Raw genomic sequence first — 25,621 nt, 5'->3', positions numbered from 1 at the left:
CCGCATCCGGGCACAAGGGAGCCGATTTCCGAGGAGTTCCTGTCCATGTCCCATGTGATCGCGTCCCAGGTGATCGAGCGCGATGTCGATCCGACCGACGCAGATCCGGCTGACGACGCCTGCCATCCGATGTTCCGCAAGGGGCCGGACACGGTCGAGTTCGGCAAGCTGCGCAAGCGGCTGATCCGGCAGGTGCGGCAGGCGCTCGACGATTTCGCCATGGTCCGGCCGGGCGATCGCTGGCTCGTCTGCCTCTCTGGCGGCAAGGATTCCTACACGCTGCTGGCGCTGCTGCTCGATTTGAAATGGCGCGGCATGCTGCCGGTCGACTTGCTCGCCTGCAATCTCGACCAGGCCCAGCCGGGCTTTCCGGCCGACGTGCTGCCCAACTATCTGACCGAGCTCGGCGTGCCGCATCGGATCGAGCGGCAGGACACCTATTCGATCGTCACCTCGAAGATTCCGGCCGGCAAGACCTATTGCGCGCTCTGCTCGCGGCTTCGGCGCGGCCACCTCTACCGGGTGGCGCGGGAAGAGGGCTGCCAGGCGGTCGTGCTCGGGCATCACCGCGAGGACATCCTCGAGACGTTCTTCCTGAACCTCTTCCATGGCGGCAAGCTCGCGACCATGCCGCCGAAGCTGCTGAACGAGGATGGCGAGACGCTGGTGCTGCGCCCGCTCGCCTATGCGGCGGAGGACGATATTGCCCGCTTCGCGACGGCGATGCAGTTTCCGATCATCCCCTGCGACCTCTGCGGCTCGCAGGAAGGGCTGCAGCGCAACGTCATCAAGCAGATGCTGGCGGATTGGGAGAAAGCGACGCCCGGCCGCAAGGAAACCATGCTGAAGGCGCTGGGCAGGACCAACCCGTCGCACCTGCTCGACCGGAACCTGTTCGATTTCGAAAGCCTGGTCGGCAAACGATAAAAGGCCCGGCGGACCAGCCGCCGGGCCTGGTTGTTGCTGGTTCAGCTATTGCGACGTGCAGACCGGCATGCCGGTCCGGCTCGAATAGGCGAGCTGGTACGGGAAGGCGCAACCATAATTGTCGCTATAGCTCGAATAGCTTCCGGAATAGCCGGAGCTGTAGCCGCCACCGCCCAGGGCGCCCCTCAAGAGGAGCGATCTCGGGTCAAGCGGGTTGACCTGGACCGGATTGACGACGAACGGGCCGTGCCCCGTGTGGCCATGCATCGTGCCGTGCATGTTGCCCTGGCTGACCCGTCCGGGAGCGCCGCCGGAGCCGCCCATTCCGGAGCCGCCCATCCCGGAGCTGCCCATGCCGGAGCTGCCATGCGTGTGGCCGCTGCCGCCCATGCTCGTGCCGGTCATGCCGCCGCCGCTCATGCCGCCGTGGCCCATGCTACTGCCGCCCATGCTGCTGCCACCCATGCCGCCGCCGCCATCGATACTGTGGCGGGCTTCGGAGACGCTGGCGGTGGCGATGGATCCGGCACCGAGGACTGCGGCCAGGATGCCGAGGTGAAGGAAAGTTCTGAAGCTGGCCATCATGGAATCTCCTTTTGATGGGTCACCTTCGATCGCGCAATGAACTCCCCGTCACCTCCTAAAGCGTAGGTATTGACGGCGAAAAACCAAGTTTCTGAATTCTTAACAATACTTAACGATGGCGCGCGCATGGGAGCGCGCAAGAGAAGGGCGGAGCCCTTGCGCCGCCCTCTGGGCTATCGATGAATGCTTCGGCTCGGGCTCTTTGCCGGATGGCGGTCAGGGCATCACGCAGCGATGCTGGTAGCCGTCATAGCCAGTGAAAGTGCCGGTGTTGGGGTTGAACGAGCGGTAGCGGCTCGAGCAATAGGAGATGTAGTCGCCGCCATACCCGCCGGAATAATAGCGCTGCTGGTTTGCCGAATTGGCGATGATGGCGCCGGTCGCAAGGCCGATGATACCCGCCGCAGCCGCGGCGCCGGCCCAGTTGTTGTTGTCGTGATAGTAGTAGCCGCCGCCATTCCAGCCGCCGCCATTCCAACCACCACCGTTCCAGCCGCCGCCATTCCAACCACCACCGTTCCAGCCGCCACGGTTCCAGCCATGCCCGCCGCCGCGCCAGCCGTGACGCCAGTTGCCGTTCCAGTTGCCGTTTCCGCCATTCCAGTTCTGGGCGACCTGGAATGAGCCATCGGCGCTCTCCGCTCGGGCGGGCGCTCCGAAGGTGACGAAAGATGTCGTGATGATAGCAACGGCAAGGCCGGATTTCAGAACAGTCTTCATCCGATCCAACATCGCGCTTCTCCTTCCGCGATCTGCGACGATCTACCGGCCTTCGGCGGCGCCAAAGGGTAGATCGATCGACAATTTCGCTCTGATGGATACTAACGATGCTGGAGGCTTTGAGTTCCGCAGCGTGAGAAGATCTGGATGCGGCGTTCCCTGGACCCTCCTTCGAGGCCCGGCTTTGCCGGGCACCTCAGGATGATGGTTTTGTGGTGGAGAGAAGCGCGGAAACGGTGTTGCTGAACGGCTACCTGATGTCGGTGCGATCTCGAAGCCACCCCGGCCATCATCCTGAGGTGCTTCGCGCAGCGAAGCCTCGAAGGAGGGTCCAGCGAGACGCTGCCGACCCCTCTGCAGGCACAAAAAAGGCGAGCGCGGGTGCGCTCGCCTTTTGAAGCGGATGCGAAGCGGGATCAGGCCGACTGGGCGACCGTGATGCCCTTTTCGACCAGGAACGGCTGCAACTCGTTCGCCTGGAACATCTCGCGGACGATGTCGCAGCCGCCGACGAACTCGCCCTTGACGTAGAGCTGCGGGATCGTCGGCCAGTTGGAGAAGTCCTTGATGCCCTGGCGGATTTCCGCGTCGGCAAGGACGTTGACGCCCTTGTAGTCGACGCCGAGGAAATCGAGGATCTGCACGACCTGGCCGGAGAAGCCGCACTGCGGGAAAGCCGGCGTGCCCTTCATGAAGAGCACCACGTCGTTGGATTCGACCTCGTTCTGAATAAAGGCCTTGATATCGCTCATCTCAAAACATCCTTTTCTCGACCGTCGGTCGAATTCAGTCGGGCGCGCTCGTCTGGAGTGCCAGGGCGTGGAGGACGCCGCCCATGTTTCCCTTGAGCGCAGCATAGATCATCTGGTGCTGCTGTACGCGGTTCTTGCCGCGAAAAGACTCGGACACAACTTCGGCAGCATAATGGTCGCCGTCGCCCGCGAGATCGCGGATGGTAACCGTCGCATCCGGAAGCGCCTCCTTGATGAGAGCCTCGATGTCGCGTGCGTCCATCGCCATGTAATTACCCCTCAGCCAGAAACCCGGGCAGCCGGCCAATCAATCCGTGACGGCCATGAATTCAGGGAACCAATTCTCGTGGCCCTGCTTCAGCTTTGCAACAGATATGGTGGCGAGCGCCGCAACATCCAACACCTCGCCGCCGACTGTGCCCAGAACCTTGGCCTCGACGCCGGCTTCGGCCGCCGCTGCCGTAACGGCATCGAGGACGGAAGGGGAGACGGTGAGGACATAGCGCGCCTGGTCCTCGCCGAACAGGAAGCCGTGCGGCGTGGCGGCGCTTTCGGGGATCGTGACCGAGGCGCCGAGCCCGCGCGCCATCGCCATTTCGGCCAGCGCGGTCAGGAGGCCGCCATCCGAGATGTCATGGCAGGCGGTGACGAGACGATTGCGGATGACGCCGCGGACGAAATCGCCGACGCGACGCTCTTCGGCCAGGTCGACCGGCGGCGGCGTGCCTTCCTCGCGGCCGAGAATCTCGCGCAGATAGATCGACTGGCCGAGATGGTGGCCGTCGCGGCCGATCTGGACGATCACGTCGCCGGCATTCTTGAAGGCGACCGTCGCCATCGCGTCGATATCAGGCAGCAGGCCGACGCCGCCGATGGCGGGGGTCGGCAGGATGCCGACACCGTTGGTCTCGTTGTAGAGCGAGACATTGCCGGAGACGATCGGGAAGTCGAGCGCGCGGCAGGCGGCGCCGATGCCTTCGATGGCGCCGACGAACTGGCCCATGATCTCCGGCTTTTCCGGGTTGCCGAAGTTCAGATTGTCGGTCGCGGCCAGCGGCTCGGCCCCGACGGCGGTCAGGTTGCGCCAGCATTCGGCGATCGCCTGCTTGCCGCCCTCGAACGGATCCGCCTCGCAATAGCGTGGGCTGACGTCGAGCGAGAAGGCGAGGCCCTTCTTCTCGTGGCCCTCGACGCGGATGACGGCGGCGTCGCCGCCGGGCTTCTGCGCCGTGTTGCCCTGGATCAGATAATCATACTGCTCCCAGACCCAGCGACGCGAGGCCATGTCGGGCGAGGAGACGAGCTTCAGCAGCGCCTCGGCATAATCGTTCGGCTCGGCGACGTCCTCGGCCTTCAGCACGGCCGGCACCGGACGGCGGACGAAGGGGCGGTCATATTCCGGCGCCTGGTCGCCCAGCTCCTTGATCGGCAGGTCGGCGACGACTTCGCCCTGGTGCTGGATGCGGAAGCGCAGGTCGTCCGTGGTCCAGCCGACGATGGCGAAGTCGAGCCCCCATTTGCGGAAGATCGCCTCGGCCTCTTCCTCCTGCTCGGGGCGCAGCACCATCAGCATGCGCTCCTGGCTCTCCGAGAGCATCATCTCGTAGGCCGTCATGTTGGCTTCGCGGCAGGGCACCTTGTCGAGGTCCAGCTCGATGCCGAGATCGCCCTTGGCGCCCATCTCGACGGCCGAGCAGGTCAGGCCGGCGGCGCCCATGTCCTGGATCGCGATGACCGCGCCAGTCTTCATCAGTTCGAGGCAGGCCTCCAGCAGCAGCTTCTCGCCGAAGGGGTCGCCGACCTGGACGGTCGGGCGCTTCTCCTCGATCGATTCGTCGAATTCGGCCGACGCCATGGTGGCGCCGCCGACGCCGTCGCGGCCGGTCTTCGAGCCGAGATAGACGACGGGCAGGCCGACGCCTTCCGCCTTCGAATAGAAGATCTTGTCGGCGTCGGCGAGGCCGGCGGCGAAGGCGTTGACGAGGATGTTGCCGTTGTAGCGCTCGTGGAAGTTCACCTCGCCGCCGACCGTCGGCACGCCGAAGGAATTGCCGTAGCCGCCGACGCCCGAGACGACGCCGGAGACGAGGTGGCGGGTCTTCGCATGGTCGGGCGAGCCGAAGCGCAGCGCGTTCATCGCCGCGACCGGACGCGCGCCCATGGTGAAGACGTCGCGCAGGATGCCGCCGACGCCCGTCGCCGCGCCCTGGTAGGGCTCGATGAAGGACGGGTGGTTGTGGCTCTCCATCTTGAAGATGATCGCCTGGCCGTCGTCGATGTCGACCACGCCGGCGTTCTCGCCGGGGCCGCAGATGACGCGCGGGCCGGTGGTCGGCAGCGTGCGCAGCCACTTCTTCGAGGACTTGTACGAGCAGTGCTCGTTCCACATCGCCGAGAAGATGCCGAGCTCGGTCAGCGTCGGCACGCGGCCGATCAGGTCAAGGATGCGCTGATACTCGTCGGGCTTGAGGCCATGGCTGGCGACGAGTTCGGGCGTGATCGGCGTATCATTCTGGAGCACGGAAAACCTCGGGCGGATGTTTCGACGATGCGATAGAGCGCGGCGTCGCGTGTGTAAATGGCGGGGGCGAATTTGCGGAGGCGGCGGAAGCGGGCAGGGCGCGGTACGGGGCCGCGCCGAGGGTCGCGCGTGATTTGGCGCGTGACTTGAAGCCGATTTCCGCCGAGGCTCGTGGCGGGCAAATCGGGGGAATCCAATGCGGTTCAATCACGTCGCCAACCGTCTCGACGCGAAGCATTTCGAGACGATCGTCGATCTGTTCATCCAGCAGCTCGGCTTCGTCGAGCTCCGGCGAACCGAGCGCGTGATCTGGATGCGCCAGCCCGGCGCGAACATCGACCTGCAGTTCTGCCAGAGCGTCGAGACCCGTCGCGACGAGGACAAGCGCCGCTCCCAGGTGTCCTTCCTGAGCGAAACGCCGCGACAGGCGCTCGAGGACCTGGCCGCATGGCTGCGCCAGCGTGGCCTCGAGGCGAATGTCGGAGCCTATTCGGACCGGGAGTTTTATCTCGATGTCCCCGAAGCTTTGGTCGATTTCGTCATCGAGGCGATGCGCCCCGAGCTGGCCGATTACCCCGTCACGGTCTGAGCCAGAGGCGGCTCAGGCTGCGAGGAGGCTCTCGAACAGCGGCCGCCCGTCGGTGCCGCCGTTCAGCGGCTCGATCAGGTTTTCCGGATGCGGCATCATGCCGAGGATGTTGCGCTTCTCCGACAGGATGCCGGCGATGTCGTCGACCGAGCCGTTCGGATTGCCGACATAGCGGAACGCGATGCGGTCCTCGCCCTGGAGCCGCTTCAGCGTCTCGTCGTCGGTGCGGTAGTTGCCGTCGCCATGGGCTACCGGCGAGCGGATGACCTGGCCCTTGGCGTAGCCGCGGGTGAAGCGGCTATCGGTCGTCTCGACGCGAAGCTCGACTTCCTTGCAGATGAACTTCAAGCCGGCATTGCGCATCAGCACGCCCGGCAGCAGCCCGGCCTCGCACAGGATCTGGAAGCCGTTGCAGACGCCGAGCACGGCGACGCCGCGTTCCGCCTCGCGGGCGATGGCGGCCATGATCGGCTCGCGGGCGGCGATGGCGCCGGAGCGCAGATAGTCGCCATAGGAGAAGCCGCCGGGGACGACGATCAGGTCGACCTTGGGCAGGTCGTGATCGCCATGCCAGACGGTGGCGGGCCGGTGGCCGGTGATCTTTTCGATGGCCGCGACCATGTCGCGTTCGCGATTGGAGCCGGGGAAGACGACGACGGCGGATTTCATCGGTGGTGTCCCTCGTAGCTCAGTCGACGATCTCGACCCGATAATTCTCGATGACCGTATTGGCCAGCAGCTTGGCGGCCATGGCCTCGAGCTCCGTCTTCGCCTTGGCGGCGTCGGTGCCTTCGACCTCGATGTCGAAGACCTTGCCCTGGCGCACGCTGCCGATGCCGGCGAAGCCCAACGCGCCGAGCGCGCCTTCGATGGCCTTGCCCTGGGGATCCAGAACGCCGTTCTTCAGGGTGACGGTGACACGGGCCTTCATCGATAACTCCAGTCGGGATGGATCCAGAAATGCAAACGGCCGCCTCGCGGCGGCCGTTGCCATAAACGATATTTCACTGCACGAGAACAGGCCCGCCGCCCTGCGGTCGCTCCTGCTCTTCGGTCAGGATGCCGAGCCGGCGCGCAACTTCCTGGTAGGCCTCGACGAGGCCGCCCATGTCGCGGCGGAAGCGGTCCTTGTCCAGCTTGTTCTGGGTCTGCACGTCCCAGAGCCGGCACGAATCGGGCGAGATCTCGTCGGCGACGACGATCCGCATCATGTCGGCTTCCCAGAGGCGGCCGCACTCGATCTTGAAATCGACGAGCTGGATGCCGGCGCCGAGGAAGAGGCCGGACAGGAAGTCGTTGACGCGGATGGCGAGCGCCATGATGTCGTCGATTTCCTGCGGCGTCGCCCAGCCGAAGGCCGTGATGTGCTCTTCCGAGACCATCGGGTCGTCGAGCGCGTCGGCCTTGTAGTAGAACTCGATGATCGAGCGCGGCAGAACCGTGCCTTCCTCGAGGCCGAGGCGCTTGGCCAGCGAGCCGGCGGCGACGTTGCGGACGACGACCTCAAGCGGGATGATCTCGACTTCGCGGATCAGCTGCTCGCGCATATTCAACCGACGGATGAAATGCGTCGGAATGCCCATCCGGTTCAGATGCGTGAAAATGTGCTCGGAAATGCGGTTGTTCAACACGCCTTTCCCGTCAACGATTTCATGCTTCTTGTTGTTGAAGGCAGTCGCATCGTCTTTGAAGAACTGGATCAGCGTCCCGGGCTCCGGTCCTTCGAAAAGGATCTTGCCCTTGCCTTCATAGATGCGCCGACGACGGTTCATGGGCACATACCGTGGTTTGAGGAAATCCATACAGCCGGGGTTCCAATGTCAGGGATTCGCCGCGGCGAAGCTTTGCCAACCGACTCTGCGAGGTCGTTTGCGCGGCGTGAACCTACTCGATCACTCGCCAATTCACAATGACGGATAAATGCGACGCTTTGGGCAAACCAAGGCACAATCCAAGCCACGCGCTTCCCTTTCGGTGCTCTGGTGATTTGGGGTGGTGACGGCGATATGCAAGGCCCATATCATGGTACCGCCAACAAGTTGATGAGTGGAGATACTTCCCTATGACGACGTTCGATCAGCGCAAGGACGCCTTTGAGAATCGCTTCGCCCTGGATCAGGCGCTGCAGTTCAAGGCCGTCGCCCGGCGCAACAAGATGCTGGGCCTCTGGGCGGCGGAGCTGCTCGGCAAGACCGGCGCGGACGCCGAGGCCTATTCGTCGGACGTTGTGGCAGCCGATTTCGAGGAAGCCGGCGACCGGGACGTGTTCCGCAAGATCCGCAAGGATTTCGACGAGGCCGGCGTCAAGCAGTCGGACCACGAGATCGAGCGCACGATGGCCGAGCTGCTGTCGGCTGCCGTAGCCCAGATCAAGGCCGAAGGCTAAAGCCCTTCGAGCGAGTACCGGTTCGCGTCGCGAAAACGCGACGAGACCAATACTTGGAGCCCTCATCGTTCCGTGAAGCGATGAAGGCTCCTTCCTGCCCTTCGGAGCTCCGGAAAATGGCGTTACCCTCCCTTGTTTCGGTGCTCCGTTCGCGCGGCACGTGCCTCACCGCGTGGATCGCGACCCCGGAGCCGCTGATCGCCGAATATTCGGCGCGCGCCGGCTTTGACTGCGTGACGCTGGACATGCAGCACGGCTTGCATGATCCCGTCAGCGTCATGCACGGCATCGGCGCCATCGCGCTCGCCGGCGTGCCTGCCATCGTGCGCATCCCTGTCGGCGATTTCGCCATGGCGAGCCGCGCGCTCGACATGGGCGCCAGCGCCATCATCGCGCCGATGATCAATTCCGCCGACGACGCACGCGCCTTTGCCGCTGCCGCCAAGTACCAGCCGCTCGGCGAGCGCAGCTGGGGCCCGGTCCGCGCCATGCAGCTCGCCGGCGCCTCGGACGGCTCCGCCTTCCTGCGTGATACCAACGCCGAGACGGTCACCTTCGCCATGATCGAGACGCGCGCCGCGCTGGCGGCGCTCGACGAGATCCTCGAGGTGCCGGGCATCGACGCCGTCTTCATCGGACCGTCCGACCTCTCGATCGCGCTTTCCGACGGCCAGAACGTCGATCCGATGCGCCCCGACAACCAGGCGGCGGCGGCCGACGTGCTGCGCCGTGCCCGCGCGGCGGGCAAGCTCGTCGGCATCTTCGCCATAACGGGAGGACAGGCCAAGCAGTACCGTGAGCTTGGCTATGATTTCATCGCACTCGGCACAGACGGCATGTATTTCCGTCTGGGTGCCGCTACGATGCTTGACGAAGCGAGAGCCGAGTAGTTCCGAGCCATTTTACAAGTTGAAGTTCCGGCGTACCTTTTCCCGGCAGTGATTCGGCTGTCTCGGGGAACTTACACATGCAAAAGGCAATTGCAGAGTTTATCGGAACCTTCACGCTCGTCCTGTTTGGTTGCGGCGCGGCCGTCATCGCCGGTCCCACGATCGCCGGCGCCGGCACGGTCGGCGTTCTCGGCATCGCGTTCTCGTTCGGTCTGGCGATCGTCGCCATGGCCTATGCGATCGGGCCGATCTCCGGCTGTCACGTCAATCCGGCCGTCAGCCTCGGCGCGCTCATCGCCGGCCGCATCAATGTCGGCGATTTCATCACCTATGTGATCGCGCAGGTCGCCGGCGCCATCGTCGGCGCGCTGGTTCTCTTCATCATCATGAAGGGCAAGGCATCCGGCTGGGAAGGCGGCATGGGCACCAATGGCTGGGGCCCCGGCTATCTCGGCGAATACAACCTCACATCGGCGTTCATCTTCGAGGTGGTCGCGACCTTCATCTTCCTGGTCGTCATCCTCGGCGTGACGCACCGGCTGGTGCCGCATCACTTCGCCGGCCTCGCCATCGGCCTGACGCTGGTGATGATCCACATCGTCGGCATCAACGTCACCGGTGTCTCGGTCAATCCGGCCCGCAGCCTCGGCCCGGCGCTGTTCGCCGGCGGCACGGCGCTGTCTCAGCTCTGGCTGTTCATCCTGGCGCCGTTCCTCGGCGCGGCGCTCGCCGGCCTCGTCTATCGCGCCGGCATCCTCTATGGCGGCGCCGATCAGGAAAACGGGACCCCCGCCCGGGCCCGTTCCTGACCCTCGAGCCTTTCATCGTTCCCGGAAGCGATGAAAGGCTCCACGCCCTTGTCTTCAGGGCACGGCGGCGAGCCCCACACTCGCCGTCATCCCGGGCTTGACCCGGGATCCATTCGGCTGGATCCATTCATCCGGGTCGGTTGACGCGTGAAACGCCTCAGACCGCGGCTGCATGGATCCTCGCCTTCGCGAGGATGACGGGCAGGGTGGGCTGCATCACCTTATGAATTCAAAGGTGAAGAGAGGGGCCCTTGTCTTGAGGGTACGGCCGCGAGCCCCACGCTCGCCGTCATCCCGGCCTCCGAGCCGGGATCCATTCATCCGGGTTGGTTGACGCGTGAAGCGCCTCAGACCGCGGCGGCATGGATCCCTGCTTTTGCAGGGATGACGGGCAGGGTGGGGCGAGGGCGGAGCCAATTTGCCTCTCCCTCAGGAGACCTTTGCAGAGCACCACCTCATCATGCAGAGGAGGCCCGCAGGGCCGTCTCGAAGCACGCACAGAGGTCGTGCCATAGATGAATTGGTCCCGACACCTGCGTCCTTCGAGGCCCGAGCTGCGCTCGGCCACCCCAGGATGATGGAAATCGAGGCAGCATGGCTGCCGGACAGCCATGCTGCCTCAGGGAGAGGTGAAGAATCGCTAGGAGCTCCAGGGCAAACGGGATCCGCCTTGAAGCAAACCCGCAGTCTTCAGTTCTTCGACAGTTCCGTCTCGATCGCTTCCACGATTGCCGGATCCTGCGGTTCCGTCTTCGGGGCGAAGCGGGCGACGACGGCGCCGTCGCGGCCGATCAGGAATTTCTCGAAATTCCAGCTGATGTCCTGGTCGCCGGCGAGCGCGTCGTAGAGCGGATGACGATCGTCACCCTTGACCGAGATCTTGGCGAACATCGGGAAATCGACGCCATAGGTCAGGCGGCAGAAATCCTGGATCTCGGCGTTCGAGCCCGGCTCCTGGCCAGCAAAGTTGTTGGCGGGGAAGCCGACGACGGTCAGGCCCTTGTCCTTGTAGGTCCGGTAGAGGGCCTCGAGCCCGTCATATTGCGGCGTCAGCCCGCATTTCGAGGCGACGTTGACGACGAGCAGGACGCGCCCGGCATAGTCGCCGAGCGAAGCCTGGCTGCCGTCGATGCGGTCGACGGGGATGTCATAGAGCGGGGAGGGCATGTTCGGACCTCGGTTGTCGGGGCATGAAACAAAACAGGCGCCCTAGAGATAAGGGCGCCTGCCATAAGCTCAAGCTTCGTCTTGCCGAAGCTTTACGCCTCGCCGAAGACGCGGCGGAAGATCGTGTCGATCTGCTTGGTGTGGTAGCCGAGGTCGAACTTCTCCTCGATCTCCGCGTCGGTGAGCAGCGCCCTGACGTCCGCGTCGGCCTTGAGCTCGGTCAGGAAGTCGGCGCCCTGTTCCCAGACCTTCATGGCGTTACGCTGCACGAGGGCATAGGCGTCCTCGCGCGAGGCGCCCTTCTGCGTCAGGGCGAGAAGCACGCGCTGCGAATGGACCAGGCCGCCGAGGCGGTCGAGGTTCTTCTGCATGTTCTCGGGATAGACCAGCAGCTTGTCGATGACGCCGGTAAGACGCGCCAGCGCGAAATCGAGCGTCACCGTCGCGTCCGGGCCGATCATGCGCTCGACCGAGGAGTGCGAGATGTCGCGCTCGTGCCAGAGCGCGACGTTCTCCATCGCCGGCAGCGCCATGCCGCGCACCAGACGGGCGAGGCCGGTCAGGTTCTCGGTGAGCACCGGATTGCGCTTGTGCGGCATCGCCGACGAGCCCTTCTGGCCGGGGGAGAAATACTCCTCGGCTTCGAGCACTTCGGTGCGCTGCAGATGGCGGATCTCGGTGGCGAGGCGCTCGATCGACGAGGCGACAACGCCGAGGGTCGCGAAATACATGGCGTGGCGATCGCGCGGGATGACCTGCGTCGAGACCGGCTCCGGCACCAGGCCGAGCTTCTCCGCCACATGTTCCTCGACGCGGGGATCGATGTTGGCGAAGGAGCCGACGGCGCCGGAGATGGCGCAGGTGGCGACTTCGGCGCGGGCGGCGACCAGGCGGGCGCGGCAGCGGTCGAACTCGGCATAGGCCTGGGCCATCTTCATGCCGAAGGTGATCGGCTCGGCGTGAATGCCGTGGCTGCGGCCGATCGTGACGGTGTCCTTGTGCTCGAACGCCCTGCGCTTGAGCGCGGCGAGCAGCTTGTCGACATCGGCGATCAGCAGGTCTGCGGCGCGCACCAGCTGGATGTTGAAGCAGGTGTCGAGCACGTCGGACGAGGTCATGCCCTGGTGCACGAAACGGGCGTCCTCGCCGACGATCTCGGCCAGATGCGTCAGGAAGGCGATGACGTCGTGCTTGGTGACCCGCTCGATCTCGTCGATGCGGTCGATGTCGAAGGTGGCGGCGCCGCCCTTGGCCCAGACGGTCTCGGCCGCCGACTTCGGCACGGTGCCGATTTCGGCCAGCGCGTCGAGCGCATGCGCCTCGATTTCGAACCAGATGCGGAACTTGGTCTCCGGCGACCAGATCGCCGTCATTTCGGGGCGCGAGTAGCGCGGGATCATTGGCGGGCCCTCTCAGTTTTCGCCCCGGGGTCTAACAGAGCGAGAGGGCCCGAACAACCCGATCGCCTGCCTATTGAAGCGGCGGCGGAGGCGGAGGCGGCAGCGGCTCGTCGGGAGGCAGCACGGGCGGGCAGTCGGTCCGCGTCTGGACCGTCGTGCCGGCGTCGTTCTCGGTGCGCAGCGTGGTCTTCGCGCATCCGGGCGGCGGAGGCGCCGGCGGGGGCGGCGCCTCGACGACGGGCGGCGGAACCTCGGCGTCCTGGGTCAGGACGAGATCTTCGGCGATGGCCGGCGTCGCAAAGAGGAGAAAGAGCGCGGATGCGCCGAGGATCGTACCGAGCGCCACCATCCGGGGGTGGCGGCGCGGTTCGTCTTTCAGGTGTCGGGACTGCGACATGAAGCGGTCCTCCTCAGAGAGCCCCGCCACCCCAACGGCCGATCCGCGCGAGCGTTCCCGCCCCGGTTCAGGCGGGAAGCTTCGCCGTCACCGCCAGATAGCCACCGTCCGGACCCTCGAAGCCGCGCGTCAGCACCTGCAGCAGCACGACGAGCGTCGCCGGCTGGCCGAAGGGCTGGTGGATCACGACATCGTGGATGCGATAATCCAGCACCGTGCCGCGGCTCGGCGGCAGCGCCTTGTCCTCATGCAGGACCGTCGTGCCGTCCTCCGTCTTCAGCACGAGGCGGAAGCCTTGGGTCTTGTAGGCGGGATCGTCGTTGCCGGGCGCGGCGAGCGGGATTGTCTCCAGCTCGAGCGTCAGATCCGGGCCGGGCAGTTGCTGTACCGGGTGGCGCTTGAAGACGACCTTGTAGGGATCGGGGCCAACCTCGGTGATCGGGTTGGAGGCGAGGAGCCGACCGGGCTCAACGATCGTCTTCAGATGCGGCGCGGCCTTCTCGGCCGCCTGCTGCCGCGCGGCGGCGATGCCCTGCGCCTCGTCGTCGAGACGGACGCGGATCGGCGTGCCGTCGACCCAGCTATCGCGGGTCGTGTCGACGACGAAGATGTTGGCATAGGGGAAGCCCGAGCCGTCCTGGACGCCGAACTCCTCGAAGGCGAAGCGGTCGCCATCGGCGGAGAAGCCGAGGAGGGTCCGCTCCGCGAAATCGCCCGCATGGGCCGGCGCCGCCAGCGCGGCGGCGGAGAGCAGGAGGGCGAGGGCAAGGCTGCGCATGGACGGTCTTCCCTTGGTTTCTGGCGGATCAGGCGCGCGTCGAAGAGCGGATGGCGGCGATGTTCGCGGCATAGGCGGCGGGGCCGCCCTTGAACACGGAGGATCCGGCGACCAGGACGTCGGCGCCGGCGCTGACCAGCGCCGGGGCGGTGGCGGGCGTCACGCCGCCGTCGACCTCGATATGGACCGGACGGTCGCCGAGCATCGCCCGGACGCGGGCGACCTTGTCGACCGCCTCGGGGATGAAGCTCTGGCCGCCGAAGCCCGGATTGACGCTCATGACCAGCACGAGATCGACCATGTCGAGCACATAGGCGATGGCGCTTTCGGGCGTCGACGGGTTCAGCGCGACGCCGGCCTTCTTGCCGAGATTGCGGATCGTCTGCAGCGAGCGGTGGAGATGCGGGCCGGCCTCGGCATGGACGGTGATCAGGTCGGCGCCGGCTTCCGCGAACTCGGCCAGATAGGGGTCGGCCGGCGTGATCATCAGGTGCACGTCGAACACCGCCTTGGTCAGCGGCCGCAGCGCGCGCACGACCGGCGGGCCGAAGGTGATGTTCGGCACGAAGTGGCCGTCCATGATGTCGAGATGGATCCAGTCGGCGCCGGCGGCCTCGACCGCAGCCACCTCTTCGCCGAGACGGGAAAAGTCCGATGCGAGGATGGAGGGCGAGATCAGCAGGGGCGCGGCCATGATATTGCTTTCAGCTACGGGACCCTGGTTCGGGTCCGGGTCACGGATAATCCGGCCGTATCACGGTAGGGGGAACGGGGCAATTGCCCGCCCGGCGCGAGACGGGCAAACTCCCCTCAACGAGAGGAAGGAACAGAGCGATTCCCGGCAATGGCGAGATGGAGCGGTTCGACACGATCGTGCTGGGGGCCGGCATCGTCGGCGTCTCGACCGCGCTCAACCTGCAGAAGCGCAATCGCACCGTCGCCCTGATCGACAAGCGCGATCCTGGCGAAGCGACCTCCTATGGCAATGCCGGCGTCATCGAGCGCGAGGGCTTCTACCCGATCGTCTTCCCGCGCAAGATCAGCGCGTTGTGGAAATATGGCCGCAACCAGGAAACGGAGCTGCACTACAATCCGCGTTTCCTGCCGAAGATCGCGCCCTGGCTGATGCGGCTTCGCGCCGGCACGTCGCCGCGCGCGATCGAGTATCACGCCGAGGCGATGAACCCGCTGCTCTCGCATGCCGCCAGCGAGCACGGGGTGATCGCCGGCAAGGGCAGGGCGGTCGAGTTCTTTCGCGGCACCGGCTGGATCAAGGGCTATCGCAGCATCGCCGGCTTCGAGGCGGACACGAAGGCGCATATGGCGCTCGCCGAGCGCTTCGGCGTCCGTTACGAGATCCTCGACGGCCACGAGATCACCGATCTGGAGCCGGACCTCGCGCCCGTCTTCGCGCGCGGCGTGTTCTGGCCGGACACGGTGTCGGTGTCGAGCCCCGGTGGCGTCACCAAGGCCTATGCGCGGCTGTTCGAGGCGATGGGCGGCACGATCTCGCAGGGCGACGCGCTGACGCTCCGGCGCGAGAACGATCTCTGGGTGGTCGATATCGACGGCCGGCAGGCCACGGCGCCCGACGTCGTCGTGGCGCTCGGCCCCTGGGCGATGGATCTGCTGAAGCCGCTCGGCTACCGCTATCCGCTCGCCGTCAAGCGCGGCTACCACGTCCATTTCAAGCCGCGCGGCGACGCCGTGCTGGAGCGGCCGGTGGTCGATGTCGCGCATGGCTATGTGCTGACGCCGATGCGGCAGGGCTACCGCATCACCTCCGGCATCGAGTTCGACGCGCGCGACGCGCCGCCGACGCCCGTCCAGATCGGCCGCATCCTGCCGCAGGTGAAGGCGCTGTTCCCGCTCGGCGACCAGATCGAGGCGGAGCCCTGGATGGGCGCGCGCCCCTGCCTGCCGGATTCGCTGCCGGTCATCGGCCCGGCGCCGCGCCATCCCGGCCTCTGGCTCAATTTCGGCCACGGCCATCTCGGCTTCACGCTCGGCCCGGCAACGGGGCGGCTGGTGGCCGAGCTGATCACCCGCGAGATGCCCTTCGTCGACCCGGCCCCGTTCAGCCCGCTGCGGTTTCGGTAGGGGGCAGGCTTTTACTTCTCCGCGCGCTCGTCATCCCTGCGGAAGCAGGGATCCATCCAGCCGCGCCGAAGGGAGTTTCGCGTGGGTGGCAACCCAGCTGAATGGATCCCGGGTCTCCGCCCGGGATGACGGAGGAAATTGTTGGCGCCACGAACCCGCGGCAAAGGCTTCTCCTTCACCTCTCCCTGAGGGAGAGGTCGGAGCGAAGCTCCGGGTGAGGGTTTAGGGAACCCTCCGGATGAAGCGCCCGGTTGGTCGAGACAGGTCTGATCCGCCGTAAACCCTCACCCGCCGCACTGCGTGCGTCGACCTCTCCCTCAGGGAGAGGTGAAGGGCAGCCTCGTCCTGCCGGGTCCTGCTCCTGACCGACGGTCTGGAGGCCGTTAATCTCTCGCGTCCGGGGTGAGCACCCCGTCCTGCCAGCGAAAAATGGAAAAGCCCTGGATGTCGGCGTCGCCCTTGGCGTCGAAGCCGACGGGGCCGAGAACGGTCGGGGTCGCGGTGCCGGCGATCGTCGTCGCGATGTCGGCGCCCTTGTCGGAGCCGCTGGCGCGCCGGGCGGCGGCCCAGAGCTGGACGGCGGCATAGGCCGGCAGCACATAGCCCTGCGGCTCGACGCCGGCGGTGCGCAGCGCGTCGTCGACGGCGTCGGCCGCGCCGCCGCGCCGCCAGTCGGTGAAGAAGGTCAAAAGCGTGCCGTCGGCGAGACTGCCGGCCGAGGTTTTGAACTCGCCGGATGCCAGCGCGTCGCCGCCGACGATGACGGCCTCCGATCCCTTGGCCCGGAGCGCCTTCAGGATCAGGGCGGTGTCGCCCTGGTCTCCGCCGACGAAGACGACGTCGATGGCATCGGCGATCAGCCGGTCGGCGAGGGCGGAATATTCCTTGGCGCCGGGATCGAAGCTGTCGGCACGGGCTTCGCGCTTGCCGGCTTCGTTCATCGCCCGCTTGGTCGCCTCGGCGAGCGGCTTGCCATAGGGCGAGCCGTCATTGAGCACGGCGATGCGCGCGCCGCCGAAGCGCTCGGCGAGGAAGGCGCCGGCCGCCGCGCCCTGCGCGTCGTCGCGGGCGGCAAGGCGGAAGAGCGTCGGCCCCGGGCGATGGTCGGTGAAGCGGTCGGCGGTGACGGCCGGCGTGATCGCCACCAGCGCGTTGTCGACATAGACGGGGGCGGCCGCCAGCGCCGCCTCGGCGCAGACATGGCCGACGACCAGCGCGTCGCCGCGGCCGACGGCGCGGTTGGCGGCGGCGAGCGCGTTGTCCGCCTTGCAGGCATCGTCCTCGATATCGACGACGATGCGCTCGCCCTGGATGCCGCCGGTGGCGTTGAGGGCGTCGACCGCCATCTCGACGCCGGAGCGGATCTGCTTGCCGAGCGCCTGATAGGGGCCGCTCATCGGGCCGACCGCCATGACGCGGATATCGGCGCGGGCCGGGCCGGCGAGGGCGGTGAGGCCGAGCGCGGAAAAAGCCAGCAACCGGGCGAGCGACAGGGGGAGGCGGGTCAAGGAAGCGCTGAGCGGCATGGATCGTCCTTCAGGGGGCATTGGCGCGATCATGCCCGGCGGGGGACAAAAAGAAAACGCCCGCGTCTCGGAGAGGCGCGGGCGTCTGTCTCAGACAGCGGCTGGGTCAGAGCTGCTTGTAGTCGAGCTTGCCGTCGGCGTCCTTGACCCAGGAGTAGACGACGTAATCGGCGGTGGTGCGGTCACCCTTCTTGTCGAAGGAGAGCGGGCCGAGAACCGTCTTCCACGGGCCGCCCGTCCGGACGACTTCCGCGACCTTCTGCGGGTCGGTCGTGCCGGCCTTCTCGATCGCCTGGGCGATGACCTGGACGCTGGCATAGGAGTAGAGCGTGTAGGCTTCCGGCTCGAAGCCCGAGGCGCGGAAGCGTTCCACCACTTCCTTGGCGTCGGGGTTCAGGCGCGGATCGGGACCGAAGGTCATCAGCGTGCCGTCGGCGGCCGGGCCGGCGATCGCCGCGAACTCACGGTCTGTGATGCCGTCGCCGGAGAACAGCACGGCCTTCAGGCCCTGCTCGGCCGCCTGGCGGACGATCAAACCGGCTTCCTGGTGCAGGCCGCCATAGTAGATCACCTCGACGCCGGCCGACTTCATCTTGGAGATCAAGGCCGAGAAGTCCTTGTCGCCGACATTGATGCCTTCATAGATGACTTCGGTGACGCCGCCGGCGTTGGCGGCCTTCTTGGTTTCGTCGGCAAGGCCCTGACCATAGGGGGTCTTGTCGTGGATGATGGCGATCTTCTTGTCCTTCAGGTGGTCGACGATGTACTTGCCGGCGACCGCGCCCTGCTGGTCGTCACGACCGCAGGTACGGAAGGTGTTCCAGAGATCGCGCTCGGTGTATTTCGGGTTGGTCGAGGCCGGCGAGATCTGGAAGATGCCGTTTTCGGCATAGACTTCCGAGGCCGGGATCGAGACGCCGGAGTTGAAATGGCCGACGACATAGGTCACGCCGTCGCCGACGAACTTGTTGGCGACCGAGACGCCCTGTTTCGGATCGGAGACGTCGTCGCCGAGGCTCAGGACGAACTTGTTGCCGTTGACGCCGCCGGCGGCGTTGATGTCGGCGATCGCCTGTTCCGTGCCCTTCTGGATCTGGGCGCCGAAGGCGGCGTTGGGACCGGTCAGCGGGCCCGCGGCGGCGATCTTGATGTCGTCCGCGTGGGCCATGCCGGCAAGCGTCAGGCCGGCGGCGAGCGCAAGACCGGAAATAATCGACTTCTTCATTCGTAAGTCTCCCGTTCGTACTGGAAGGTGGGCCTTTGGCCCATTTATGCGGATTTGAGCCCCGTTCTGATCGCTTATCTTGCCGATTTCCTAGAGGCTGTCATCCGGATTCTGATTTCAATACTCGAACAGTTACGAAACATCGCTCCGGGCGTGCGTCTCCTTCATAAGGGTCGCCATGCAAACGGTCCTGACTTTGCGTAAAGCCAGTAGTATTGCGACACCATCTGGTTGGTGCGGGTGTAGCGATAGGCGATCGAGCCGACGGCGAGCACGAAGATCGCGTCGACGATCCAGTAGTGCAGTGAAAGCAGCGTCGCCTCGAACAGCGAGAAGTGGATGAAGCGCACCCCGAAGGACAGCACCAGCAGGTAGAAGAGGAGCATCGGATAGGGGCGCCAGGTCAGCGCGCAGGCCCGTCCCGTCATCCAGGCGCCCGCGCCGCCCATGATGACGGTCACCAGCAGGAAGGTGCCGAACGAGGCTTCTTCATAGAGGATGCCGGACATCAGCAAGGCCTCGCTTTCGGGAGTATGGGAGGAGCGGAGGTCAATGCGCGCCTCCTTCCAGATAGGCGGCGCGGATCTCCGGCTTCTGCAGCAGTTCCCGGCCGGTTCCCGTCATGGTGACGAGGCCGTTCACCAGCACATAGCCGCGATGCGCCAGCTTCAGCGCGTGATATGCGTTCTGCTCGACCAGGAAGACGGTGAGCCCCTCGGTGCGGTTCAGCTCGCCGATGACGTCGAAGATCTGCTTGACGATGAGCGGCGCGAGCCCGAGCGAGGGCTCGTCGAGCATCAGGAGCTTCGGCCGCGCCATCAGGGCGCGGGCGATCGCCAGCATCTGCTGCTCGCCGCCGGAAAGCGTGCCGCCGCGCTGGGCGATGCGTTCCTTCAGGCGCGGGAACAGCGTGAACATCCGCTCCACGTCCTCGTCGAAATGGGCGAGGTTGTCGAGTGCTGCGCCCATCTGCAGGTTTTCGAGCACGGTCATGCGCGGGAAGATCCGGCGCCCTTCCGGCGACTGCGCGATGCGCAGCCGCGCGATCTCGTGCGTCGGCATGTTGGTGATGTCGCGACCTTCGAAGAGGACCTTGCCTTCGCGAGCGCGGGGATTGCCGCAGATGGTCATCATCAGCGTCGACTTGCCCGCGCCGTTGGCGCCGATCAGGGTGACGATCTCACCCTTGTGGACGTCGACGTCGACCCCCTTCAGGGCGATGATCTTGCCGTAATAGGTCTTGGCGCCCTGCACGGAGAGCAGCGGCGCGCCGTTGGCGTCGCTCATGTCGCCGCTCCTTCGATGATCTGGTCCAGCTTCTCCTCGACCACCTCGATCTCGCGGTCGTCGACGCCGAGATAGGCGGCGATGACGCGGGGATCGTTGCGCACCTCCGACGGCGTGCCGTCGGCGATCTTGGTGCCGTATTCGAGGACGATGACGTGATCGGAGATCTCCATCACCACCGACATGTCGTGCTCGATCAGGAGGAGCGAGGTCTTCTCGGTTTCGCGGATGCCGAGGAGCAGGGCGTTGAGCTCGGCGGATTCGCGCGGATTGAGGCCGGCGGCGGGCTCGTCGAGGCAGAGCAGCTCCGGCTCGATGCACATGGCGCGGGCGATCTCGAGCCGGCGCTGCGCGCCATAGGGCAGGTCGCCGGCCGGGTCGTCGGCGCGGGAGGTGAGCCCGGTCTTGTCGAGCCAGTATTTCGCCCGCTCGATCGCCCGTTTCTCGGCCCGGCGGTAACCCGGCAGTCCGAGCACGCCGAGGATGGTCATGCCGGAGGCCATCATCAGCGTGTTGTGCTGGGCGACCAGCAGGTTTTCCAGGAGCGTCATGCCGGAGAACAGGCGGATGTTCTGGAACGTCCGCGCCACCCGGGCCTTGGCGGAAATCCGGAAATCCGGCATCCGCTCGAGCAGGAAGGTGGCGCCGTCCGCATGCTCCAGCCGGAGCATGCCCTGCGTCGGCTTGTAGAAGCCGGTGATGCAGTTGAACACCGTCGTCTTGCCGGCGCCGTTCGGGCCGATCAGGGCGGTGATGTCGCCGCGGCCGACGCTGAAGGAGAGGTCGTTGACCGCCACCAGCCCGCCGAAGCGCATGAAAACATGCTCGACGGTGAGGACGGGGTTCGTCTCCCAGGGCGGGGCGTCCGTGGGCACTGTCTGAAGGGGAGCCGCCATCAGCCGTGACCCTCCTTCACCAGCGTGCCGGAAATGACCTTCTTCTCGGTCAGGAAGATCGTCGGCTCGCGCGCTGAGACGAAGCCGCGCGGCTTCCAGATCATCACGCCGACCATGGCGAGCCCGAACAGCAGCATGCGGAACTGGTTGGGATCGAAATTGTCGCCGAAGATGACCTTGAGGAAGTCGAGCTCGCGCAGCAGTTCGGTGCCGCCGATCATGGCGACGGCCGCCAGCGCCACGCCGACCATCGAGCCCATGCCGCCGAGCACGACGATCGCCACGATGATCGCCGATTCCATGAAGGTGAAGGATTCGGGGCTGACGAAGCCCTGGCGCGCGGCGAAGAAGGATCCGGCGAAGCCGGCGAACATGGCGCCCAGCGCAAAGGCGGTCAACTTGGTGTTGGTGGTGTTGATGCCGAGCGAGCGGCAGGCGATCTCGTCCTCGCGCAGCGCCTCCCAGGCGCGGCCGACGGGGAGCTTGCGCAGCCGGATCGTCACGAAGGCGGTCAAAAGCGCCAGCAGCAGGATCAGGTAATAGAGGAAGATCTTGTAATAGGCCGACGAGATCGGCAGGTCGAACAGCTTGGCGAAGCCGTCCGGCGAGGCGTCGAACTTGATGCCGAACAGCGTCACCTTCGGGATCGAGCTGATGCCGGCCGAGCCGTTGGTGAGCTCGCGGAAATTGATCAGCACCAGCCTAATGATCTCGCCGAAGGCGAGCGTGACGATGGCGAGATAGTCGCCCCGCAGCCGCAGCACCGGGAAGCCGAGCATGATGCCCCAGAGGGCGGCGAAGATGCCGGCCATCGGCAGCAGGATCCAGAACGACAGGCCGAAATGGCTGGAAAGCAGCGCATAGGAATAGGCGCCGACGGCATAGAAGGCGACGTAGCCGAGATCGAGCAGGCCGGCGAGGCCGACGACGATGTTCAGCCCCCAGCCCAGCATCACGTAGATCAGGATCTGGATGCCGAAATTGTCGACCCATTTCAGCGAGCCCTGGAAACCGAGCGCGCTCACGATCAGGGCCGGATAGAGGAACAGGAAGACGATCGAGGCCGGCGCGAACCAGCGCGACAGGGCCTGTCGAAGCGTCGAGGGCCCCGTGTCCGGCTGGGCCGAGACGCGCTGCTTGCGGGCCGACATGGCCGGCCAGACCAGGGTCAGAAGCAGGAAGCGGCCGATGACGATCGTTGCGACGATGGCGGCGACCAGCCCCCACCGTTGCTGGATCGCCAGCTCGTTGCGAATGTTCTGCTCGGTCCGGAGGCCGACCAGCGGCCCGAACAGGGCGAGCGCCACGAGGCCGCTCAACAGGGCGTCCTTCACGGCCGCGGCGATATCCGGGCCATGTTTGTTTACCGTCGCTTCGGGTGCCATGGTCACACCTTCTCGACTTCAGGTCGTCCGAGGAGTCCCTGCGGCATGAAGATGAGCACGATCGCGAGGATCGAGAACGCGGCCACGTCCTTGTAGTCGATCGAGAAATAGCCCGACCAGAACGTCTCGATCAGACCGATCAGGAGGCCGCCGATCACGGCGCCCGGCAGCGAGCCGATGCCGCCGAGAACCGCCGCCGTGAACGCCTTCACGCCGGGCACGAACCCGTCGGAGAAGTTCACCACGCCGTAATAGGAGAGGTAGAGCGTGCCGGCCACGGCGGCGAGTGCGGCGCCCATGACGAAGGTCAGCGAGATGGTGCGGTCGACATTGACGCCGAGCAGCGCGGCCATCTTGCGGTCCTGCTCGCAGGCGCGCTGGGCGCGGCCGAGCGGCGTCTTCTGCACGATGTACCAGAACGCCGCCAGCAGCACGGCCGTGACGACCCAGATCATGATCTGCTTGTAGGAGAGGGTGACCGCGAAATTGTTCGAGTTCATCACCTCGATGCCGCCGCTGAAGATCGGTGGGATCGGCTTGTTGCGCGGGCCCTGCGCGACCTGCACGAAATTCGAAAGCACGATCGACATGCCGATCGCCGAGATCAGCGGCGCCAGGCGGAACGAGCCGCGCAGCGGCCGATAGGCGACCCGCTCGATGGCCCAGCTCAAGAGGCTCGTCAGCACCATCGCGATCACCAGAACGATGACGAGCGCGAGTATCATCGACGTCATGCCGAATACTGTCGTCAGAACCAGGAGAAATATCAGGGCTATGAAGGCGGACGTCATGAAGACATCGCCGTGCGAGAAGTTGACCATGCCGATGATGCCGAACACCATCGTGTATCCGATTGCAATCAGACCATAGATCGACCCTAGCGTGATCCCGTTGATCAGCTGTTGTAGGAATACTTCCATCTGTTGGATCCCCGCATGAAGCTCATTTTTGTTGCTTCTTGAATGCACTGTTCCCGCAAGGAGCCTGTCACCGAATTTTTCGCTTGGCAACTGGAAACGAACAAAACAAAAGCTGCACGAAAAACAGGCGATTCCGTAAGGTAATATAATAAGTCTACCTGATTTAATTGTAGGCATATTTTTAGCGGCCTGCCCAAGAGGGTGGCTTGTCGACGCCGATGCGACCCGATACGACCACACGAGACGCCGCGGGGAAGTGTGGGATAAGAGGAAGCATGGATACGCTCACGGATCTGGTCGATCCGGCTATGTACCGCGAAGCGATGAGCCGCCTCGTCGCTCCCGTTCACGTGGTCACGACATCAGGCGAGGGCGGCGCGTGCGGCCTGACCGCCTCGGCGGTCACCTCGGTTTCCGACAGCCCGCCGATCGTGCTCGTCTGCGTCAACCGCAAGAGTCTGACCAATGCCGCCTTCAAGCGGAACGGCATCTTCTGCGTCAACACGCTGGAGGGCAACCAGCAGGATCTGGCCCAGGCCTTCGCCGGACGGACCGGGCTCACCATGCCGCAGCGCTTCGCGCTCGGCGCCTGGGTGACGCTCTCAACCGGCGCGCCGGTGCTGGAATCGGCCCGCGCCAGCTTCGACTGCCGCCTGACCGAAGTGGTCGAGCAGGGCTCGCACTCGGTGCTGTTCGGCTTGGTCGAGGCGGTCCGGGTCGGCTCGCACGACCAGGCGCTGGTCTATCTCGACCGGGCGTACCGCCGGGTCTGAAGCGGGCTGGCGAATACCCTTCCTGCACCTCTCCCTGAGGGAGAGGTCGACGCACGCAGTGCGGCGGGTGAGGGTTCACGGCCTCAAAGGAAAATCTTCGGAGCCGGAGCCCTATCCGGATGGTTCCCTAAACCCTCATCCGGCTCTTCGAGCCGACCTCTCCCTCAGGGAGAGGTGAGGGGACGACACGGGGCGGGCAGCAAATCGGGCCGCCTGTCGAAGCCCGGGCCGGCGATCAGGGCGTCGGCGCGTTGGCCGGAGCCGGCGCGAGTAGCGCCGGCGGCGCGGCGGGCTTCGTTTCGTCGGCGCGCGGATCGAGCGCGATCGTCTCCGGCGTCGCGTTCTTCAGCGGCGGCACCGGCTGGAAGGCGTCGCGCGGCACGTCGCGGGGCGCAGGCCGCCGCGACATGCGATAGGCCGTGTAGGCGATCAGCACGACGTGGACGACCGAGAAGAAGGTGAAGAGGCCGGCCGGGCCGAGATATTCCATGCCGAGCGCGCCGATGATCGGTCCGATCATCGTGCCGAAGCCCGACATCAAGAGCAGGCCGCTCGCCACCTTCACGAAGTCGTCCGGGGCGGTGTAGTCGTTGGCGTGGGCGACGGTGAGGCCGTACATCGGATAGATCATGCCGCCGAACAGCGCGATCATGGCGATGATCACCCCGGGCTCGGTCGGCCTGACGAAGGCGATGGCGAGGCTCATGACAATGGCGGCGGCGGCGACGCCGATCAGCACATAGCGCCGGTCGACCTTGTCGGAGAGCTTGCCGAGCGGCACCTGGGTGACGGCGCCGCCGAGCACGGCCGCGCTCATGAAGAAGGCGATGACGGCGGTCGGCAGGCCGATCTTCTGGCCATACACGGCGCCGAGCGTGCCGAAGGCGCCGTTGACGAGGCCGATCAGGAAGCAGCCGACGGCCGAGACCGGCGAATTGCGGAACAGGCTGCGCAGGTCGATCTTGGTCGTCTTCAGGGGACGCGGCGTCTGCGCCGTCGACAAGGCCGACGGCAGGATCGCCAGGCAGTAGAAGATCGCGCCGAGCACGAAGAAGAAGAAGCCCTCGGCCGGCGCCGTCGCCAGCAGCAGCTGGCCCGCCGTCGACGCGGCGAAATTCACCATCTGGTAGACCGAGAAGATCGTGCCGCGATTTTCCCGCGTGCAGCGCTCGTTCAGCCAGCTCTCGACGATCATCTGGGCGCCGGCGAAGCAGAAGCCGGAGAAGGCGCGCAGCCCGATCCACGCCCAGGGCGAGATGATCAGGAGGTTGAGCAGGATGACGACGCCGGCGATCGACGCCATCACGCCATAGGCGCGGACATGGCCGACCCGGCGCACGATGCGCGGCACGACCAGGCAGCCGAGCACGAAGCCGACGGCCCAGCCGGTGCCGATCAGGCCCAGTTCCGTCGTCGTGAATCCCTCGATCGCTCCGCGGATGGGAAGAAGCAGGCCGTGAATGCCGCCTGCGACGAGCAGGAGTGCCGACCCGATGAGGAGTGCGGCGACGGGGATGAGCTGCGATGCCATTTTGACCGGAGACGCCGAAGATGCGGCAGAATTTGAATCGATTGTGGTGGTTCGACC

General features: G+C 65.7%; 27 protein-coding genes and 1 pseudogene. 7 read left to right on the top strand and 21 right to left on the bottom strand.

Annotation, left to right across the window (positions count from 1 at the left end):
• Window positions 1-45 precede the first annotated feature (45 nt).
• Window positions 46-927, top strand: a complete 882-nt coding sequence (gene ttcA / locus K32_RS14535; RefSeq protein ID WP_371812681.1) for a tRNA 2-thiocytidine(32) synthetase TtcA — start codon at window positions 46-48, stop codon at window positions 925-927.
• A gap of 45 nt (window positions 928-972) precedes the next feature.
• Here ttcA and K32_RS14530 read toward each other — a convergent pair whose 3' ends face one another.
• The 5 genes from K32_RS14530 to purL form a co-directional block, all read right to left on the bottom strand.
• Window positions 973-1,512, bottom strand: a complete 540-nt coding sequence (locus K32_RS14530; protein ID WP_201400212.1) for a hypothetical protein — start codon at window positions 1,510-1,512, stop codon at window positions 973-975.
• A gap of 216 nt (window positions 1,513-1,728) precedes the next feature.
• Window positions 1,729-2,244 carry a BA14K family protein gene (locus tag K32_RS14525; RefSeq protein WP_201400211.1) on the bottom strand — a complete coding sequence of 172 codons (516 nt, stop codon included), beginning with the start codon at window positions 2,242-2,244 and terminating at the stop codon, window positions 1,729-1,731.
• 404 nt (window positions 2,245-2,648) lie between these two features.
• Window positions 2,649-2,984: a Grx4 family monothiol glutaredoxin gene (gene grxD / locus K32_RS14520; protein WP_201400210.1), complete on the bottom strand. Its 336-nt coding sequence runs from the start codon at window positions 2,982-2,984 to the stop codon at window positions 2,649-2,651.
• A gap of 34 nt (window positions 2,985-3,018) precedes the next feature.
• The gene (locus tag K32_RS14515) at window positions 3,019-3,252 is read right to left on the bottom strand and encodes a BolA family protein (RefSeq protein ID WP_201400209.1); all 234 of its coding nucleotides are present in this window, start codon (window positions 3,250-3,252) and stop codon (window positions 3,019-3,021) included.
• A gap of 39 nt (window positions 3,253-3,291) precedes the next feature.
• Window positions 3,292-5,505 carry a phosphoribosylformylglycinamidine synthase subunit PurL gene (gene purL / locus K32_RS14510; protein WP_201400208.1) on the bottom strand — a complete coding sequence of 738 codons (2,214 nt, stop codon included), beginning with the start codon at window positions 5,503-5,505 and terminating at the stop codon, window positions 3,292-3,294.
• A gap of 196 nt (window positions 5,506-5,701) precedes the next feature.
• On the opposite strand from purL, the gene K32_RS14505 reads away from it, so the two are divergent.
• Window positions 5,702-6,094 carry a hypothetical protein gene (locus K32_RS14505; RefSeq protein WP_201400207.1) on the top strand — a complete coding sequence of 131 codons (393 nt, stop codon included), beginning with the start codon at window positions 5,702-5,704 and terminating at the stop codon, window positions 6,092-6,094.
• A gap of 12 nt (window positions 6,095-6,106) precedes the next feature.
• Here K32_RS14505 and purQ read toward each other — a convergent pair whose 3' ends face one another.
• From purQ to purC, 3 genes are all read right to left on the bottom strand, one after another.
• Window positions 6,107-6,763: a phosphoribosylformylglycinamidine synthase subunit PurQ gene (gene purQ / locus K32_RS14500; RefSeq protein WP_201400206.1), complete on the bottom strand. Its 657-nt coding sequence runs from the start codon at window positions 6,761-6,763 to the stop codon at window positions 6,107-6,109.
• A 19-nt stretch (window positions 6,764-6,782) separates the two neighbouring features.
• Window positions 6,783-7,025 (bottom strand): phosphoribosylformylglycinamidine synthase subunit PurS, encoded by a 243-nt coding sequence (purS, locus tag K32_RS14495; protein ID WP_201400205.1) that lies wholly within the window; start codon window positions 7,023-7,025, stop codon window positions 6,783-6,785.
• 73 nt (window positions 7,026-7,098) lie between these two features.
• Window positions 7,099-7,866: a phosphoribosylaminoimidazolesuccinocarboxamide synthase gene (gene purC, locus K32_RS14490; RefSeq protein WP_201400204.1), complete on the bottom strand. Its 768-nt coding sequence runs from the start codon at window positions 7,864-7,866 to the stop codon at window positions 7,099-7,101.
• 290 nt (window positions 7,867-8,156) lie between these two features.
• On the opposite strand from purC, the gene K32_RS14485 reads away from it, so the two are divergent.
• The 3 genes from K32_RS14485 to K32_RS14475 all read left to right on the top strand — a co-directional run bounded on the left by K32_RS14485 (window position 8,157) and on the right by K32_RS14475 (window position 10,179).
• Window positions 8,157-8,480: a DUF1476 domain-containing protein gene (locus tag K32_RS14485; protein ID WP_201400203.1), complete on the top strand. Its 324-nt coding sequence runs from the start codon at window positions 8,157-8,159 to the stop codon at window positions 8,478-8,480.
• Window positions 8,481-8,596: 116 nt separating this feature from the next.
• A complete protein-coding gene (locus K32_RS14480) occupies window positions 8,597-9,370 on the top strand; it encodes an HpcH/HpaI aldolase/citrate lyase family protein (protein ID WP_201400202.1) in 774 nt (257 codons plus the stop codon).
• A 77-nt stretch (window positions 9,371-9,447) separates the two neighbouring features.
• On the top strand, window positions 9,448-10,179 hold the full coding sequence (locus K32_RS14475; protein ID WP_201400201.1) for an MIP family channel protein: 732 nt from the start codon (window positions 9,448-9,450) through the stop codon (window positions 10,177-10,179).
• Window positions 10,180-10,869: 690 nt separating this feature from the next.
• Here the strand turns inward: K32_RS14475 and K32_RS14470 are convergent.
• The 5 genes from K32_RS14470 to rpe form a co-directional block, all read right to left on the bottom strand.
• Window positions 10,870-11,346 (bottom strand): glutathione peroxidase, encoded by a 477-nt coding sequence (locus tag K32_RS14470; protein WP_201400200.1) that lies wholly within the window; start codon window positions 11,344-11,346, stop codon window positions 10,870-10,872.
• Window positions 11,347-11,438: 92 nt separating this feature from the next.
• Complete coding sequence (gene purB, locus K32_RS14465) at window positions 11,439-12,746, bottom strand: adenylosuccinate lyase (RefSeq protein ID WP_201400199.1); 1,308 nt, start codon at window positions 12,744-12,746, stop codon at window positions 11,439-11,441.
• Between the two features lie 70 nt (window positions 12,747-12,816).
• Window positions 12,817-13,143 carry a hypothetical protein gene (locus K32_RS14460; protein WP_201400198.1) on the bottom strand — a complete coding sequence of 109 codons (327 nt, stop codon included), beginning with the start codon at window positions 13,141-13,143 and terminating at the stop codon, window positions 12,817-12,819.
• 67 nt (window positions 13,144-13,210) lie between these two features.
• Window positions 13,211-13,921, bottom strand: coding sequence for a DUF2259 domain-containing protein (locus tag K32_RS14455; RefSeq protein ID WP_201400197.1), 711 nt, complete (start codon window positions 13,919-13,921; stop codon window positions 13,211-13,213).
• Between the two features lie 28 nt (window positions 13,922-13,949).
• A complete protein-coding gene (gene rpe / locus K32_RS14450) occupies window positions 13,950-14,615 on the bottom strand; it encodes a ribulose-phosphate 3-epimerase (protein WP_201400196.1) in 666 nt (221 codons plus the stop codon).
• Window positions 14,616-14,773: 158 nt separating this feature from the next.
• Between rpe and K32_RS14445 the strand changes: the two genes are divergently transcribed.
• On the top strand, window positions 14,774-16,021 hold the full coding sequence (locus K32_RS14445) for an FAD-binding oxidoreductase (protein ID WP_201400195.1): 1,248 nt from the start codon (window positions 14,774-14,776) through the stop codon (window positions 16,019-16,021).
• A gap of 383 nt (window positions 16,022-16,404) precedes the next feature.
• Here the strand turns inward: K32_RS14445 and K32_RS14440 are convergent, their stop codons facing one another.
• The 7 genes and pseudogenes from K32_RS14440 to K32_RS14410 all read right to left on the bottom strand — a co-directional run bounded on the left by K32_RS14440 (window position 16,405) and on the right by K32_RS14410 (window position 23,260).
• Complete coding sequence (locus K32_RS14440) at window positions 16,405-17,547, bottom strand: branched-chain amino acid ABC transporter substrate-binding protein (RefSeq protein ID WP_201400194.1); 1,143 nt, start codon at window positions 17,545-17,547, stop codon at window positions 16,405-16,407.
• Between the two features lie 106 nt (window positions 17,548-17,653).
• A complete protein-coding gene (locus tag K32_RS14435; protein ID WP_201400193.1) occupies window positions 17,654-18,772 on the bottom strand; it encodes a branched-chain amino acid ABC transporter substrate-binding protein in 1,119 nt (372 codons plus the stop codon).
• 164 nt (window positions 18,773-18,936) lie between these two features.
• Complete coding sequence (locus K32_RS14430) at window positions 18,937-19,281, bottom strand: DUF6867 family protein (protein WP_201400192.1); 345 nt, start codon at window positions 19,279-19,281, stop codon at window positions 18,937-18,939.
• A gap of 40 nt (window positions 19,282-19,321) precedes the next feature.
• On the bottom strand, window positions 19,322-20,059 hold the full coding sequence (locus K32_RS14425) for an ABC transporter ATP-binding protein (protein WP_201400191.1): 738 nt from the start codon (window positions 20,057-20,059) through the stop codon (window positions 19,322-19,324).
• A 20-nt stretch (window positions 20,060-20,079) separates the two neighbouring features.
• Window positions 20,080-20,955 (bottom strand): annotated as a pseudogene (locus K32_RS14420) (ABC transporter ATP-binding protein); the annotation flags it as partial.
• Window positions 20,955-22,301 (bottom strand): high-affinity branched-chain amino acid ABC transporter permease LivM, encoded by a 1,347-nt coding sequence (livM, locus tag K32_RS14415; RefSeq protein WP_371813040.1) that lies wholly within the window; start codon window positions 22,299-22,301, stop codon window positions 20,955-20,957. The gene livM and the pseudogene K32_RS14420, both read right to left, overlap by 1 nt.
• A gap of 41 nt (window positions 22,302-22,342) precedes the next feature.
• Window positions 22,343-23,260, bottom strand: coding sequence for a branched-chain amino acid ABC transporter permease (locus tag K32_RS14410; RefSeq protein WP_201400188.1), 918 nt, complete (start codon window positions 23,258-23,260; stop codon window positions 22,343-22,345).
• 275 nt (window positions 23,261-23,535) lie between these two features.
• Between K32_RS14410 and K32_RS14405 the strand changes: the two genes are divergently transcribed.
• Complete coding sequence (locus K32_RS14405; RefSeq protein ID WP_201400187.1) at window positions 23,536-24,033, top strand: flavin reductase family protein; 498 nt, start codon at window positions 23,536-23,538, stop codon at window positions 24,031-24,033.
• Window positions 24,034-24,268: 235 nt separating this feature from the next.
• Here the strand turns inward: K32_RS14405 and K32_RS14400 are convergent, their stop codons facing one another.
• Window positions 24,269-25,564, bottom strand: coding sequence for an MFS transporter (locus K32_RS14400; RefSeq protein ID WP_201400186.1), 1,296 nt, complete (start codon window positions 25,562-25,564; stop codon window positions 24,269-24,271).
• Between the last annotated feature and the right edge of the window lie 57 nt (window positions 25,565-25,621).

Source organism: Kaistia sp. 32K (assembly GCF_016629525.1).
GTDB lineage: Bacteria > Pseudomonadota > Alphaproteobacteria > Rhizobiales > Kaistiaceae > Kaistia.
Note: the sequence above shows the minus strand (reverse complement) of the source record. Positions and strands in the feature narration are given on the sequence as shown.